The following is a 13,261-nucleotide window of genomic DNA, read 5'->3' on the forward strand; positions in this document are numbered from 1 at the left end:
GCTACGCCCGGACCGGGTGCCCGATGAGCATCGCCGGTGCTCCCGCGACCCGGGTCAGGAACACCGTGGCCGCGTGCGGGCCCTGCGGCTTGACCTTCCTGCGGAGCTCCTCCGGCTCGACCGCCGAGCCCCGCTTCTTCACGGTCAGCGTGCCGACCTGCCGCTCCCGCAGCAGGGCCTTCAGCCTCTTGAGGTTGAACGGCAGATGGTCGGTGATCTCGTAGGCCGTGGCGTACGGGGTCGGGTGCAGGGCGTCGGCCGTGACGTACGCGATGGTCGCGTCGAGCAGCCCGCCGCCGACCTCGTCGGCCACCTCGGCGACCAGGTGGGCGCGGATGACGGCGCCGTCGGGCTCGTAGAGGTAGCGGCCGGGCGGACGGACCTCCGGGTCGGGCAGGCCGCGGGAGAGCAGGGTGCGGGGGCCCGGCAGGAGGGTCGCCCGGACCGCCCCCGGCTCGGTGCCGAACCACAGCACCGCCTCCTTGACGTCCCCGCCGTCGGAGATCCACTCGGCCTCGGCGTCCTCGGGGACCGCCTCGTGCGGAACGCCGGGGGCGATCTTCAGCGCGGCGGCGCGAGGGGCCCGGCGGGCGGCGGAGACAGCCCAGGACAGGGGTGGTGAGTAGGCCTCGGGGTCGAAGATCCGGCCGCGGCCGCCGCGCCGGGCGGGGTCGACGAACACGGCGTCGAAACCGGCCGTGTCCACGTCCGTGACGTCCGCCTCGCGCACCTCGATGAGATCGGCCAGGCCCAGCGCGTCGGCGTTCGCCCGCGCCGCCGCGGCCGTCTGCGGGTCCCGGTCCACGGCCAGCACCCGGATCCCGGCGCGGGCCAGCGCGATCGCGTCACCGCCGATGCCGCAGCACAGGTCGGCGACCGAGGTGATGCCCAGGCCGGCCATGCGCCGGGCCCGGTAGGCCGCCACGCTCGCCCGCGTCGACTGCTCGACCCCGTTCGGCGTGAAGAACATCCGGCCCGCGTCCTCGGCCCCGAACTTCACCACCGCCCGTTGCCGCAGCCGCGCCTGCCCGAGCGCCGCCGACACCAGCTCGGCGGGGTGCTCGCGGCGCAAACGGGTCGCGACGGCCAGCTCCTGCGCCGGGTCGGTGTCCCGCACCTCGTCGAGGAGGGCGCGGCCTTCGGGGGTGAGGAGGGGAGCGAGGTCGTTCACCGGATCATTGTCGGCCACGTCGGCGGGCGGGCGGCGTGTGGGCCAGTCGGTGGATAGTGGGGCGCCGGCCGCGGTGTCGGGCCGGGATCGGGGGGAGGGGCTGCGAGGATCCGGCATCATGCGAGCAGTCGTACAAAATGACAAAAATCGGGCAGGGGGACGTGCGCCCGCACGCGTACGGATCGGCCTCGCCGTGCTCGTCCTCGCCGCCATCGCCTCCGGCTGCGCGCAGGACGACGGCAGTGACCAGGTCGCCCCGGCAGGCGGTCAGCAGCCCCTCGACGCGCCCCCGGCCCGCGCGCTCGACTCCTACGCCACCAAGCTGCGCGCCGCGCACGCCGCCCGGGCCGCCGCCGCGCACCGCTGGAACCTGCGCAAGGTCCCCCTGACCGCCCCGGCGGCGCCCGCGCGGAAGCCGAGGATCAAAACCCGCAAGGGCTTCGAGGTGGACGGCCACCGGCGGCTGAACCTCCCGCCCGTCTTCACCACGGTCCCCACCCGGGACAAGGTCGTCTTCCTCACCATCGACGACGGCGCCGAGAAGGACCGGGCGTTCCTGCGGATGATGAGCGACCTGGACGTCCCGTACACCGCCTTCCTCAGCGGCTACCTGGTCAAGGACGACCCCCGCTACTTCCGCAGGATGCAGTCCAGGGGCGTGGTCCTGAACAACCACACCCTCCACCACCCCAACCTGCGCGGCCTGTCGTACCGCGCGCAGAAGCGCGAGATCTGCGGCATGCAGCGCTACATGGAGAAGCGGTTCGGCAAACGCCCCGCCCTCTTCCGCCCGCCCTTCGGCAGCTACGACCGGGCGACCCTGCGCGCCGCCAAGGCCTGCGGCATCGCGTACGTGCCCCTGTGGAACCAGGAGGTCTTCGCCGACCACTGGGAGTACCGCGAAGGGGACCGCAAGCTGCGCCCGGGGGACATCGTCCTCACGCACTTCCGGGGCCGTGACCAGTGGAAGGGCACGATGGCCGACATGGTCCGCCGCTTCCTGAACAAGGCCACGGCCGAGGGGTACGCGGTGGGGCGGCTGGAGGACTACCTGTGAGGCGGCCGGCCGCCGCCGTGCTGTGCGCGGCCCTGCTGGCCGGCTGCGCCGGGCCCGCGGGGGAGCGGCCGGGCCACGCCGACGGCCGGGCGCAGGACCCCGCTCGCGCGGTGAGCGACAGCCGCCACCTGCCCCCCGTCGTCGACCACGTCCCCACCCGCGACCCGGTCGTCTTCCTCACCTACGACGACGGCGCCGAACGCGACCCCCGCTTCGTCGGCCTCGTGCGCGACCGGCGGCTCCCGGTCAGCATGTTCCTCACCGACAGCGTCGTGGGACCCGGCTACGGCCACTTCGCCCGGCTGCGCGCGGTCGGCGCGTCCATCCAGAACCACACCCTCGACCACCCCGCCCTGCGCGGTCTGCCCTATGCCGGCCAGCGCGCCGAGATCTGCGGCCAGCAGCACAAACTCCGCTCCCGCTTCGGCATCACCCCCCGCCTCTTCCGCCCGCCCTACGGCACCTACGACCGGGTGACCCTGCGCGCCGCCGCCGACTGCGGCATCACCGCGGTCGTCCTGTGGCGCGCGTCCCTGAACGCCGACGGGGAACTGACGTACACCCGGGGCGGACCCGGCCTGCGGGCGGGCGACATCGTCTCGGTGCCGTCGGGCGAGACGGTGTCCCCGAGCCTGACGGAACGGACGGTCCGGCTGCTGCGCGAGATCGAGCGGAGAGGGCTGCGGGTGGGGCGGCTGGAGGACTACCTGGAGAAGACACCCGGCCGACGCGCCGCCGGCAATTAGCAGTCCGCTTGACCGAGTGCTAATCGCAGTCATAGTCTCGGCTCTGGCACTCCCCCTAGGAGAGTGCCAACACAGCGACGGGCAGGTCCGGCACCCGCGACGACGGATCCACCTGGTCGCCACCTCAGACAGTCAACCCCGTGATCTCCGAAGGGGGAGGTCGGATCGTGACGACCACCAGCTCCAAGGTTGCCATCAAGCCGCTCGAGGACCGCATTGTGGTCCAGCCGCTCGACGCCGAGCAGACCACCGCCTCTGGCCTGGTCATCCCGGACACCGCCAAGGAGAAGCCCCAGGAGGGCGTCGTCCTGGCCGTGGGCCCGGGCCGCTTCGAGGACGGCAACCGTCTTCCGCTCGACGTCTCCGTCGGCGACGTCGTGCTCTACAGCAAGTACGGCGGCACCGAGGTGAAGTACAACGGCGAGGAGTACCTCGTCCTCTCGGCCCGCGACGTGCTCGCGATCGTCGAGAAGTAATTCACCCCAAGCACATTGCTTTGAACTGCGCCCCTGGCCCCCGCGATCGCTAAGAAGCCGGGCGCCCGGGGCGCAGTTGCCGTTACCCCAGATTCCGGAAGAGGGCTCACGCTCCCATGGCGAAGATCCTGAAGTTCGACGAGGACGCCCGTCGCGCCCTCGAGCGCGGCGTCAACAAGCTTGCCGACACGGTCAAGGTGACGATCGGCCCCAAGGGCCGCAACGTCGTCATCGACAAGAAGTTCGGCGCTCCCACCATCACCAACGACGGTGTGACCATCGCCCGTGAGGTCGAGGTCGAGGACCCGTACGAGAACCTCGGTGCCCAGCTGGTCAAGGAGGTGGCGACCAAGACCAACGACATCGCGGGTGACGGTACGACCACCGCGACCGTGCTCGCCCAGGCGCTCGTGCGCGAGGGCCTCAAGAACGTCGCCGCCGGCGCCTCCCCGGCCGCCCTGAAGAAGGGCATCGACGCGGCCGTCGCCGCGGTCTCCGAGGAGCTCCTCGCGACCGCCCGGCCGATCGACGAGAAGTCCGACATCGCCGCCGTCGCCGGGCTGTCCGCCCAGGACACGCAGGTCGGCGAGCTCATCGCCGAGGCGATGGACAAGGTCGGCAAGGACGGTGTCATCACCGTCGAGGAGTCCAACACCTTCGGTCTGGAGCTGGACTTCACCGAGGGCATGGCCTTCGACAAGGGCTACCTGTCGCCGTACTTCGTGACGGACCAGGAGCGCATGGAAGCCGTCCTGGACGACCCGTACATCCTCATCACGCAGGGCAAGATCTCCGCCATCGCGGACCTGCTGCCGCTGCTGGAGAAGGTCATCCAGTCCAACTCCTCCAAGCCGCTGCTGATCATCGCCGAGGACGTCGAGGGCGAGGCCCTGTCCACCCTCGTCGTGAACAAGATCCGCGGCACCTTCAACGCCGTCGCGGTGAAGGCCCCCGGCTTCGGCGACCGCCGCAAGGCGATGCTGCAGGACCTGGCGGTCCTCACCGGCGCCACCGTCGTCTCCGAGGAGGTCGGCCTCAAGCTCGACCAGGTCGGTCTGGACGTCCTCGGCTCGGCCCGCCGCGTCACCGTCACCAAGGACGACACCACGGTCGTCGACGGTGCCGGCAACAAGGACGACGTGCAGGGCCGCGTCGCCCAGATCAAGGCCGAGATCGAGTCCACCGACTCCGACTGGGACCGCGAGAAGCTCCAGGAGCGCCTCGCGAAGCTGGCCGGCGGCGTGTGCGTCATCCGTGTGGGTGCCGCGACCGAGGTCGAGCTCAAGGAGCGCAAGCACCGTCTGGAGGACGCCATCTCCGCGACCCGCGCCGCGGTCGAGGAGGGCATCGTCTCCGGTGGTGGCTCCGCGCTGGTCCACGCCGTGAAGGTCCTCGAGGGCAACCTCGGCAAGACCGGCGACGAGGCCACCGGTGTCGCCGTCGTGCGCAAGGCCGCCGTCGAGCCGCTGCGCTGGATCGCCGAGAACGCCGGCCTGGAGGGGTACGTCATCACCTCCAAGGTCGCCGAGCTCGACAAGGGCCAGGGCTTCAACGCCGCCACCGGCGAGTACGGCGACCTGGTCAAGGCCGGCGTCATCGACCCGGTCAAGGTCACCCGCTCCGCCCTGGAGAACGCCGCCTCCATCGCCTCCCTCCTCCTCACGACCGAGACCCTGGTCGTCGAGAAGAAGGAAGAGGAGGAGCCGGCCGCCGGGGGCCACAGCCACGGCCACGCGCACTGACGCATGACGGCTGAGGGCTGACGACGTCAGCCCGCCCGAGCCCGAGCGAAGGCCCGGCACCCCGGAGACGGGGTTGCCGGGCCTTCGCCGTGTGCCTTTCTCCGCCGGTCAGGGAACCGCGCCGGGGCCGGCGGTGGTCTACCCGCAGAGCAGGCGGATCACAAGGGGGCAGGGATGAACCAGGTGCTCTACGGGGAACGGTCCCGCAACCCGCTGGCGCGGACGGTGCGGCTCACCGAGGACGGACTGCGCAGGGGCGGCAGGACGACCCCGCTGGACGAACTGAACCTCGCCGCCATGGCAGAAGCGTTCCTGCGGGGCTGCTGGCTCGGCGGCGGGGGCACCGAACGCCCCCTGGGGATGCTGCCCCAGGGCCCCGGCGTCGTCCCGGTCACCCGCGTGACCGGCACCACCACCCCCCTGAAGGCCCGTCAGGCCGCCGACTTCGCCCGCGCGCTGGGCGAACTGGCGGTGCGCAGGTGCGGCGGGCCGGAGCACGTGGCCGACCTCGCCGCACGGGCGCAGGCGGAGGGCGTACCGCTGTGGATCGCGCGCCGCCACGCGCCCGGCCCCGCCGGACGGGTGACCGTCGCCGTGGACCGGCGCTCGGTACGCGTGGACGTCTGGGGCCCGCACGCCCCCGCCGTGCGCCTGTGGGCACCGTACGGTTACCGCCCCGACAGCGCCGACCGGGCCAACGGCTTGGTCATGTACGTCGGCGACCTCACCGCCCGGCTCGAACTGCGCAAGAAGGTGCGCAAGTCCAAGAGCAAGGTCGAGATCCGCCTGCCGGACCGGCTCTGGACCCTGCGCCGCGAGGACGCCGAGAGTTCGTGGCTGATGCGCGACGACCAGCGGGTCGCGCTGCTGACCCGCCCCTCGCGGTGGCCCGGCCCCCCGCCCGGCTCGGTGCTGCTGCCGCTGGCCGACGTGCACCACGAGAGCCCCGACCCCCTGGACGCCGTCATGGCCCACGCGGTCGCGGTGTCCTTCGGCCTCGGCGACACGACGGGCCTGGCCAGGTTCCGCGCCGTGAAGCGCCGCCGGGACACGGACGAGGACACCTGGGACCACCCCTGGTTCAGCAACCTCGGCAGGGACCGCGACGACAACGAACCCGGCGGCGGCGACGGCTGGGGCAGCGACGGCGGGGACGGGGGCGACGGGGGCGGGGGTGGCAGTGACGGCGGCGGCGGTGGGGACGGAGGAGGCGGAGGGGGCGGTGGCGGAGGCGACTAGCCGTCCGGCGGCGGCACCCTTCACGTCTCCTGACACCTGCGGCTCACCAAGATTTGCTGCGGTCGAACTCCGTGATGTTGATCTTCACGCCCGAAGTCTTGAGCGTGGTGGGGGACTCACCCGCCGCCGTCTGCCCCGGCTGTACGTCGGTGGCGAGCTCGGTGGAGTTGTAGAGCCGTTTGCCGTCCGGGGCCACGGCTTCCCACTCCCAGGTGTAGTCCGACTTCTCCGAACTCCGGTTCCGGATCGTCCAGGTGACCCAGATGTTCTCGAACCCAGCCTGCGAGCGGTCGTCGATCTCGAAGCTGACGAGGTCGTCGCGTTCGCTGCCCGCGGCCTCCGACCGTCCGCCCTGCGGCTCCTCGCCCTGCCCTTCGGCCTTCTCCGTGGTCGGGGTGCTCTTGTCCGGGACAGGAGCGGAGCTGTCGTCCTCGGCTGCACAACCGGCGACGACGAGTCCGCCCACCATGACCACTGCCACACAGGCGGCCACAACACCGGGTCTTCTCATAGCCTGCCCTTCGACGATTTATGACATGTATAGACCCTTCTGGTGCGACATGCGCGTTGACGGTTGACGGGTGCCAGCAGGGAGGACGGAGGGCAGGCGCCTCGGCGGCCCCGTCGGCGTCCCCCAGCCGCGCGGCGAGCGTGGCCTCCGCAAGCCGCACGGGCAGTGCCTCCGCGAACTTCAGACCTCGCACGGCGTGCGGGTCCACGTCCGGCAGCGTCAGGCCCGTAGCGGCGTCCGCCACCGCCGTTCGCCACGACTGCGGCGATGGTCACTCTCGTGATCGCCTGGGCCTTCCTGCGCTCGGCACACCCGTTCGCAGGGACGCTCCAACTGCTCATCGCGACCGTCGCACTGATTGCCACGCTCACCGTGTGGGCACGAGGAGTACGAGCGCGCGCATCCGCCTCCGCCGCCGCCGTGTCCGACGAAGGCCGGGGTTCTGTGCGCCCCATCGGACTCTGTGGCCAACCACTAGGAACCAGGGCCGGTGCCCGGAACGCGACCCGTTGGCGGACCGAGCGGCATGGACGCCCATGCCGGGCACTGACCGGAGAACGGGCGGCCGACTACTGGGGCGCAACGCCCAGGTCGCGCACGTAGATGTCCCAGCAGGGCGGTGTGATGCCGGCCAGTGGGCCCTTTCTGCCGACGTTCGTCCACCCCCTGTGCCGGTAGAGGCGCTGCGTTGCGAGGGCGGTGGGCTGCACCGACAGGATCGCGCGCTGCTCCGCGCGGTCGCGCAGAAGCTCCTCCAACAGGCGCCGGCCCGTGTTGCGGCCACGCCGCTCGGGGAGGGCCGCCAGGCTGATGACGGCGCAGGTGCGGCCCGGCCATTCCCGTACCAGACCGGCGGGGAGCGGCCGGGTGAAGTCGCCCCACCAGCCGTGGTCGGCGGGGAGCGGATGACCGTAGGCGTATCCGAGGAGGCGGTCCCGCTGCCGGGCCACCACCAGCCGGAAACCTGCGACCGCCATCAGGCCCCGGAGTTCCTCCTCGTGTGCGGGGGACATCTCCGGGACCCAGGCGAACGGCTCGGCGGAGAAGACGCGGTCGTGCACTGCGCAGATCCGGCGGAACCAGTCGGCGGCCGGCTCCCTCCCGCCGCCCTCGACCTCACCGGGCTCGACCACCACCGCCGTGCTCCTCCCCGTTCCCCGAGGCCGTGACGTCCTCCGCCTGCCTCCGCGGGACTTCGGACAGCGCGTCGCCGAGCTCCTCGTACAGGGCCGCGGCCTGCGTCCAGGAACTTCGCGGGCGTCCGGCTCGCCGCGCGCCGCGGACACGTCGCAGACGCTTGAGCGTCGACGCCTCGCTGCGCCGGTCGTCCGGTCGGCGCCGACTTTGCACAGGGGTGCACCACGACCTGGAGATGGAACGCCACACACCGAATCCCCGGCATGCGCGCACCATCGCCGGCCGTATCGGCGGATGGAAGAAGCGCCGCGAGGTCAGAGCTCCGTAGGCTCCAGCGCCCCGAGCTGCTGCATCAGCCCCAGCCGGTCGTACTGCCACCAGCCCTCGGCGATCTTCCCGTCCGGCGTGCAGCGGTGGACGGTCGTCCCGGTCATGGTGACGTCCTGCCCGGTCGGCGGGATCCCGAGGAAGTCGCCGGTGTGGCGCCCGTGGAAGGTCCACCGGGTGCACACCCGGTCGCCCTGTGCCATCTGGTCATCGATCGTGAACGAGAAGTCGAACCCGCCCCGCCACACCTCCACCTCGCGCCGGACCGCGTCCAGGCCGATGAGGTCCTGCACATTGGCGGGATCGTGGTCGTGGTAGTCCTCGATGAACACGTCGTTCATCGGCGGCGCGTGCCCCTGGCCGGGCGCGAGCTCGAAGAACCTGCGCGCGGTGGCGGCGTACAGCTGCTCGTCCCGCACCACGTCCAGGTCCGTGAAGGTCGGCGTCTCGTCGCAGAGCGCCACCATGTCCTGGAAGATCCGGTCGGTCTCCGGCAGCCCGGAGTTCCGCATCGCCTCCTCGTACGACGGGAACTCCACGATCTCCACGATGTGGGAGGCGTCGGCCCGGTCCTTCGCCACCACACTGTGCGACGCGGTCCGTTTCCCCTTGGTCTGCTCGACCCACCGGTCCATCAGCCGGTTCATCTCGTCGAGCCGGCTGGTCCTGCATTCGATGAGCTGTACGAAGGTCATGGCCTCGCCTCCGGCCCCCCTGGGTCCGGCTGAACAGCTTCATTGTCCCAAGAGGCCGGCCCGGATGCCTCCCGGCTGGGAAGGGAGGAGCCGCCCGGGCCGACCGCGTGCGCCTACTGCGGCCCGTACTTCCGGCCCGTCCTGGACGACACCGCCCCGAGCATCCCCCGCGGCACCAGCTTCGCCGCCCCCATCAGCGCCTTGTAGCGCGGGTCCGGAATGGACAGCGTCTTGCCGCGCGCCAGATCGTGCAGCGCGGCCGCCACCAGCTTGTCCGCGTCGAGCCACATCCAGCCCGGGATGTTGTCGGTGCCCATTCCGGCCCGGTCGTGGAACTCGGTGCGCACGAACCCCGGGCAGAGCGCCATCAGCCGTACGCCGCTGCCCGCCAGGTCGCGCGCCGCTCCCTGCGTGAACTGCACGACCCAGGCCTTGGAGGCGCCGTAGGTGCCCCGGGGCACGAAGGCGGCCACCGACGCGACGTTGACGACGCCGCCGCGGCCGCGCTCGCGCATCGCCTCGGCCGCCGCCGACGTCAGCCGCAGCACCGCTTCGCAGTGCACCTTCAGCATCCGCAGCTCGTCGGCCATGGAGACGTCGAGATAGCGGCCCTTGTTGCCGAACCCGGCGTTGTTGATCAGCAGGTCGACGGGGTTCTTGCGGTCGCCGAGGCGCCCGGCCACCGCCTCGATGCCCTTGTCCTCGGCCAGGTCCGCCGTCAGCACCTCCGCCTCGATGCCGTGCCGGTCGTGCAGCTCGGTCGCCTGTTCCCGAAGCCGCTTGGTGTCGCGGGCCACCAGCACCAGGTTGTGCCCGTCCGCCGCCAGTCGCCGCGCGAACGCGGCCCCGATGCCTGCCGTCGATCCCGTAATCAGAGCCGTTGTCATGGCAGAAGGTTAGTGACCCGGACCGCATGCGTCCGCTTCCCCGTGGGGCCGTCCGTGGTGAAGGGTCCGTGGAGACGGGCGTGGTGAGCGGCCGTCAGGCCCCGTACTTCTCCTGGTACTCCCGTGCCGTCCTCAGCAGCTCCGGGTGCAGCGCCTCGCCCGCCGCCAGCAGCCGCGGCAGCAGCGTCCGCTCGGTCGTCACCGCCCGGAACTGCAGGGCCACGGTCACGTCGTGGCCGGGCCGGTGCACGATCTCGACGGCATCGCCCGCGCGGATCTCCCCGGGCACGATCACCCGCAGATACGCCCCCGGCGCACCCCGCTGCGTGAACCGCTTCACCCAGCCCTTCTCGTCCCATGTGGCCCTGGAACGTACGGCAGGGAATCCGCCCGGAGGTGATCTCCAGCACCACCTCGGGCCCGATGCGCCAGCGCTCGCCGATCAGGGCACCGGACACGTCCAGCCCCCGGGTGGTGAGGTTCTCGCCGAACGCGCCGTCGGCCAGCGTCCGGCCCAGCTCGCGCTCCCACTCGTCCAGGTCCTCGCGGGCCATGGCGTACACCGCCTGGTCGTTGCCGCCGTGGTGCTCCAGCTTGCACACCGCGTCACCGGCCAGCCCGCTCCCGCCGACGCCCGCCGGGCGCGGACACCCGCACCGGCCCGTCCACCGGCCGCTTGTCGATCCCGGTCACGCCCTCCGGGTTGTCCGTGTACGGCACCGCCTCGGCCCGGCCCAGATTCACTGACAGAAGCTTCCTGCCCGCACGGTAGGCGACCGTCCCCCAAAGCGTCGACGCATTATCGGAAGCAGCATCAAAGGGTCGCTTATCCTCGAAGGGTGATCGAAGCTCGTCATCTCCGTGTCCTGCGCGCCGTCGCGACCACCGGCTCCTTCTCCGCCGCGGGCCGCGAGCTGGGCTGCACCCAGCCCGCCGTCAGCCAGCAGATGAAGGCCCTGGAAACCTCCGTCGGCACGCCGCTGCTGATCCGCACCGGACGGGAGATGCGCCTGACCCAGGCCGGCGAGGCCCTGGTGCGGCACGCCGCCGGGATCCTCGCCGGGCTGACGGCCGCCGAGGAGGAGGTCGCCGCCATCGCCGGGCTGCGCGCGGGCCGGGTCCGGCTCGTCTCCTTCCCGAGCGGCAGCTCCACCCTTGTCCCCACGGCCCTCGCCGCACTGCGCCAGGCGCACCCCGGCACCCGCGTCTCCCTGGAGGAGGCCGAGCCGCCCGCGTCCGTCGGGCTGCTGCGCGAGGGCGACTGCGACGTGGCGCTCGCCTTCCGCTACGAGGGGGCGGCGGGCGCGCAGGAGTGGGACGACCTCGTCGTGCGGCCGCTGCTGTCGGACCGGCTCGTCGCACTCGTGCCGGAGCGGCACCGGCTCGCGGGCGCGGAGTCCGTCGCTATCGGCGAACTCACCGAGGAGCCGTGGATCGCGGGCTGCCCGCGCTGCCGCGGACAGCTGGTCGAGGTGTGCGCGGCGGCCGGCTTCACCCCGCGCATCGACTTCGCCACCGACGACTACCCGGCCGTCGTGGGCCTGGTCGGCGCCGGTCTGGGCGTGGCCGTGCTGCCCCAGCTGGCCGTCGAGTCGGTGCGGCCCCGGGGGGTGCGCACCGTGCGGCTCGAACCGGCGGTGCGGCGGGAGATCGTCGCGCTCACCCTGCCCGACCTCGCACAGGTCCCGGCCGTGGCGGCGACGCTCGATCAGCTGGCCCGGGCCGCCCGCCGCTAGTACCGGTACGCCCGCGGCCAAAAACCAACGGCACGCGTACGCGTGCCCGTTTCGCAGAAACGTTCCTTCAATTGTTCGAGGCGGCGTGCCCGCCCGATGCCGACGCCGACACCAGCCGGTTGCGCGCCCGCCCCATCAGTTCTTCGCGCTCGTCCTCGGTCAGCCCGCCCCACACGCCGTACGGCTCACGCACCGCCAAGGCGTGGGCGGCGCACTCGGCACGTACCGGGCACCTCATGCAGACCTCTTTGGCCGAGTTCTCACGAGCGCTCCTCGCCGCACCGCGCTCACCTTCCGGATGGAAGAAGAGCGAGCTGTCCACCCCTCGACAGGCGGCCAGCAGCTGCCAGTCCCACAGGTCCGCGTTCGGTCCGGGAAGGCGGGAGAAATCTGCCATTACGTGACCCCTTGTAGCCGTTCTGGGCGGATCCGGTGCCTACGACCGTACAACTACGATCTAAGGAGATGAAAATATGACTCATTGCGAATCTAGCTCCAGACACTGGCAAAGCGGAAGAAATGGGTCTGAATGGGGCATGGGTTGTGATGAAAGTTCGAGGGTCCAGGGCGCATGTCTGCACCGTGTCCGCCCCCTCACGTAGAGTGCCGAAGACGACAGCCGACCCCGTAACTCTTTCGAGTGACCGTCGTTGAGAGGGCGAGGCGGTTGAAGGAACAAGCGCTCGGACGGGTGTCCGAGGCGGTCGACCGCACAGGTGACGATTTCGTACCAGCCTGGAGGCTCAAGGTGACGTGCATCAGCTGCGGAGGGCGGTCATGACATCCGTCCTCGTCTGCGACGACTCCCCGCTTGCCCGAGAGGCGCTCCGTCGTGCGGTCGCGACCGTGCCCGGCGTAGAGCGCGTGACGACGGCGGCCAACGGCGAGGAAGTCCTCCGCCGCTGGGGGGCCGACCGCTCGGACCTGATTCTGATGGACGTACGCATGCCCGGACTGGGCGGCGTCGAGACGGTCCGGCGGCTGCTCTCCGCCGACCCCGGTGCGCGCATCATCATGCTCACCGTCGCCGAGGACCTGGACGGCGTGGCCCTCGCGGTCGCCGCCGGTGCCCGCGGCTATCTGCACAAGGACGCCTCCCGCGCGGAACTGCGCGCGACGGTGACCCAGGCCCTGGCCGACCCGACCTGGCGGCTCGCCCCGCGCCGGCTGCGCTCGGCCGAGATGGGGGCGGCGCCCACGCTCACAGCGCGTGAGATCCAGGTCCTCGAAGGCATGAGCCACGGCCGCTCGAACGCGGAGATCGGCCGTGAGCTGTTCCTCTCCGAGGACACCGTCAAAACGCACGCCCGGCGCCTGTTCAAGAAGCTCGGCGCCTCGGACCGTGCCCACGCCGTGGCGCTCGGATTCCGATGGGGTCTGGTGCGCTAGGGCCTGGCGTTCGGATCAGGCCGCAGGGCACCGACGGCAGCTTGTCGGTGCCGGTGAGCGGGGGCACGCGGATGCCCCCGCGCGAGCCGCACCCGCGGGGACCGAAGCCGGCGGCCGACGGCCACGCCGGCAGGGATCTGCCCGGGCG

13 protein-coding genes and 1 pseudogene are annotated in these 13,261 nt (G+C 71.7%); 7 read left to right on the plus strand and 7 right to left on the minus strand.

The window, feature by feature from the left end; all coding sequences use genetic code 11:
- Position 1 precedes the first annotated feature (1 nt).
- Complete coding sequence (locus tag G3I77_RS20065) at positions 2 to 1,171, minus strand: methyltransferase domain-containing protein (protein ID WP_248505671.1); 1,170 nt, start codon at positions 1,169 to 1,171, stop codon at positions 2 to 4.
- A 118-nt stretch (positions 1,172 to 1,289) separates the two neighbouring features.
- On the opposite strand from G3I77_RS20065, the gene G3I77_RS20070 reads away from it, so the two are divergent.
- The 5 genes from G3I77_RS20070 (at position 1,290) to G3I77_RS20090 (ending at position 6,431) form a co-directional block, all read left to right on the plus strand.
- On the plus strand, positions 1,290 to 2,228 hold the full coding sequence (locus tag G3I77_RS20070; RefSeq protein ID WP_248505673.1) for a polysaccharide deacetylase family protein: 939 nt from the start codon (positions 1,290 to 1,292) through the stop codon (positions 2,226 to 2,228).
- Positions 2,225 to 2,974 carry a polysaccharide deacetylase family protein gene (locus tag G3I77_RS20075; RefSeq protein ID WP_248505675.1) on the plus strand — a complete coding sequence of 250 codons (750 nt, stop codon included), beginning with the start codon at positions 2,225 to 2,227 and terminating at the stop codon, positions 2,972 to 2,974. The genes G3I77_RS20070 and G3I77_RS20075 overlap by 4 nt, the downstream gene beginning before the upstream one ends.
- A gap of 167 nt (positions 2,975 to 3,141) precedes the next feature.
- Positions 3,142 to 3,450 carry a co-chaperone GroES gene (gene groES, locus G3I77_RS20080; protein ID WP_003974211.1) on the plus strand — a complete coding sequence of 103 codons (309 nt, stop codon included), beginning with the start codon at positions 3,142 to 3,144 and terminating at the stop codon, positions 3,448 to 3,450.
- A 116-nt stretch (positions 3,451 to 3,566) separates the two neighbouring features.
- The gene (gene groL, locus G3I77_RS20085) at positions 3,567 to 5,192 is read left to right on the plus strand and encodes a chaperonin GroEL (RefSeq protein ID WP_248505677.1); all 1,626 of its coding nucleotides are present in this window, start codon (positions 3,567 to 3,569) and stop codon (positions 5,190 to 5,192) included.
- A gap of 174 nt (positions 5,193 to 5,366) precedes the next feature.
- The gene (locus tag G3I77_RS20090) at positions 5,367 to 6,431 is read left to right on the plus strand and encodes a hypothetical protein (protein ID WP_248505678.1); all 1,065 of its coding nucleotides are present in this window, start codon (positions 5,367 to 5,369) and stop codon (positions 6,429 to 6,431) included.
- A gap of 43 nt (positions 6,432 to 6,474) precedes the next feature.
- Here the strand turns inward: G3I77_RS20090 and G3I77_RS20095 are convergent, their stop codons facing one another.
- The 5 genes and pseudogenes from G3I77_RS20095 to G3I77_RS20115 form a co-directional block, all read right to left on the minus strand.
- On the minus strand, positions 6,475 to 6,924 hold the full coding sequence (locus G3I77_RS20095) for a hypothetical protein (RefSeq protein WP_248505679.1): 450 nt from the start codon (positions 6,922 to 6,924) through the stop codon (positions 6,475 to 6,477).
- A 587-nt stretch (positions 6,925 to 7,511) separates the two neighbouring features.
- Positions 7,512 to 8,078, minus strand: a complete 567-nt coding sequence (locus tag G3I77_RS20100) for a GNAT family N-acetyltransferase (protein ID WP_248505680.1) — start codon at positions 8,076 to 8,078, stop codon at positions 7,512 to 7,514.
- Between the two features lie 315 nt (positions 8,079 to 8,393).
- A complete protein-coding gene (locus G3I77_RS20105) occupies positions 8,394 to 9,101 on the minus strand; it encodes an ester cyclase (RefSeq protein ID WP_248505681.1) in 708 nt (235 codons plus the stop codon).
- Positions 9,102 to 9,214: 113 nt separating this feature from the next.
- The gene (locus G3I77_RS20110; protein WP_248505682.1) at positions 9,215 to 9,988 is read right to left on the minus strand and encodes an SDR family oxidoreductase; all 774 of its coding nucleotides are present in this window, start codon (positions 9,986 to 9,988) and stop codon (positions 9,215 to 9,217) included.
- A 94-nt stretch (positions 9,989 to 10,082) separates the two neighbouring features.
- Positions 10,083 to 10,732: pseudogene (locus G3I77_RS20115) on the minus strand (MOSC domain-containing protein).
- 95 nt (positions 10,733 to 10,827) lie between these two features.
- On the opposite strand from G3I77_RS20115, the gene G3I77_RS20120 reads away from it, so the two are divergent.
- Positions 10,828 to 11,724: a LysR family transcriptional regulator gene (locus G3I77_RS20120; protein WP_248505683.1), complete on the plus strand. Its 897-nt coding sequence runs from the start codon at positions 10,828 to 10,830 to the stop codon at positions 11,722 to 11,724.
- A 67-nt stretch (positions 11,725 to 11,791) separates the two neighbouring features.
- Here the strand turns inward: G3I77_RS20120 and G3I77_RS20125 are convergent, their stop codons facing one another.
- Positions 11,792 to 12,121, minus strand: coding sequence for a WhiB family transcriptional regulator (locus G3I77_RS20125; protein ID WP_107455880.1), 330 nt, complete (start codon positions 12,119 to 12,121; stop codon positions 11,792 to 11,794).
- Between the two features lie 380 nt (positions 12,122 to 12,501).
- Here G3I77_RS20125 and G3I77_RS20130 point away from each other — a divergent pair, with 380 nt between their 5' ends.
- Positions 12,502 to 13,113: a response regulator transcription factor gene (locus G3I77_RS20130; protein ID WP_003948568.1), complete on the plus strand. Its 612-nt coding sequence runs from the start codon at positions 12,502 to 12,504 to the stop codon at positions 13,111 to 13,113.
- Positions 13,114 to 13,261 lie beyond the last annotated feature (148 nt).

The sequence above is a fragment of the Streptomyces sp. D2-8 genome (assembly GCF_023184515.1).
Taxonomy (GTDB): Bacteria; Actinomycetota; Actinomycetes; order Streptomycetales; family Streptomycetaceae; genus Streptomyces.

Coding starts and splice junctions, on each gene's coding strand:
- groL (WP_248505677.1), top strand. CDS start 3,567: ATGGCGAAGATCCTGAAGTTCGACGAGGACGCCCGTCGCGCCCTCGAG.
- G3I77_RS20105 (WP_248505681.1), bottom strand. CDS start 9,101: ATGACCTTCGTACAGCTCATCGAATGCAGGACCAGCCGGCTCGACGAG.
- G3I77_RS20130 (WP_003948568.1), top strand. CDS start 12,502: ATGACATCCGTCCTCGTCTGCGACGACTCCCCGCTTGCCCGAGAGGCG.
- G3I77_RS20110 (WP_248505682.1), bottom strand. CDS start 9,988: ATGACAACGGCTCTGATTACGGGATCGACGGCAGGCATCGGGGCCGCG.
- G3I77_RS20125 (WP_107455880.1), bottom strand. CDS start 12,121: ATGGCAGATTTCTCCCGCCTTCCCGGACCGAACGCGGACCTGTGGGAC.
- G3I77_RS20070 (WP_248505673.1), top strand. CDS start 1,290: ATGCGAGCAGTCGTACAAAATGACAAAAATCGGGCAGGGGGACGTGCG.
- G3I77_RS20090 (WP_248505678.1), top strand. CDS start 5,367: ATGAACCAGGTGCTCTACGGGGAACGGTCCCGCAACCCGCTGGCGCGG.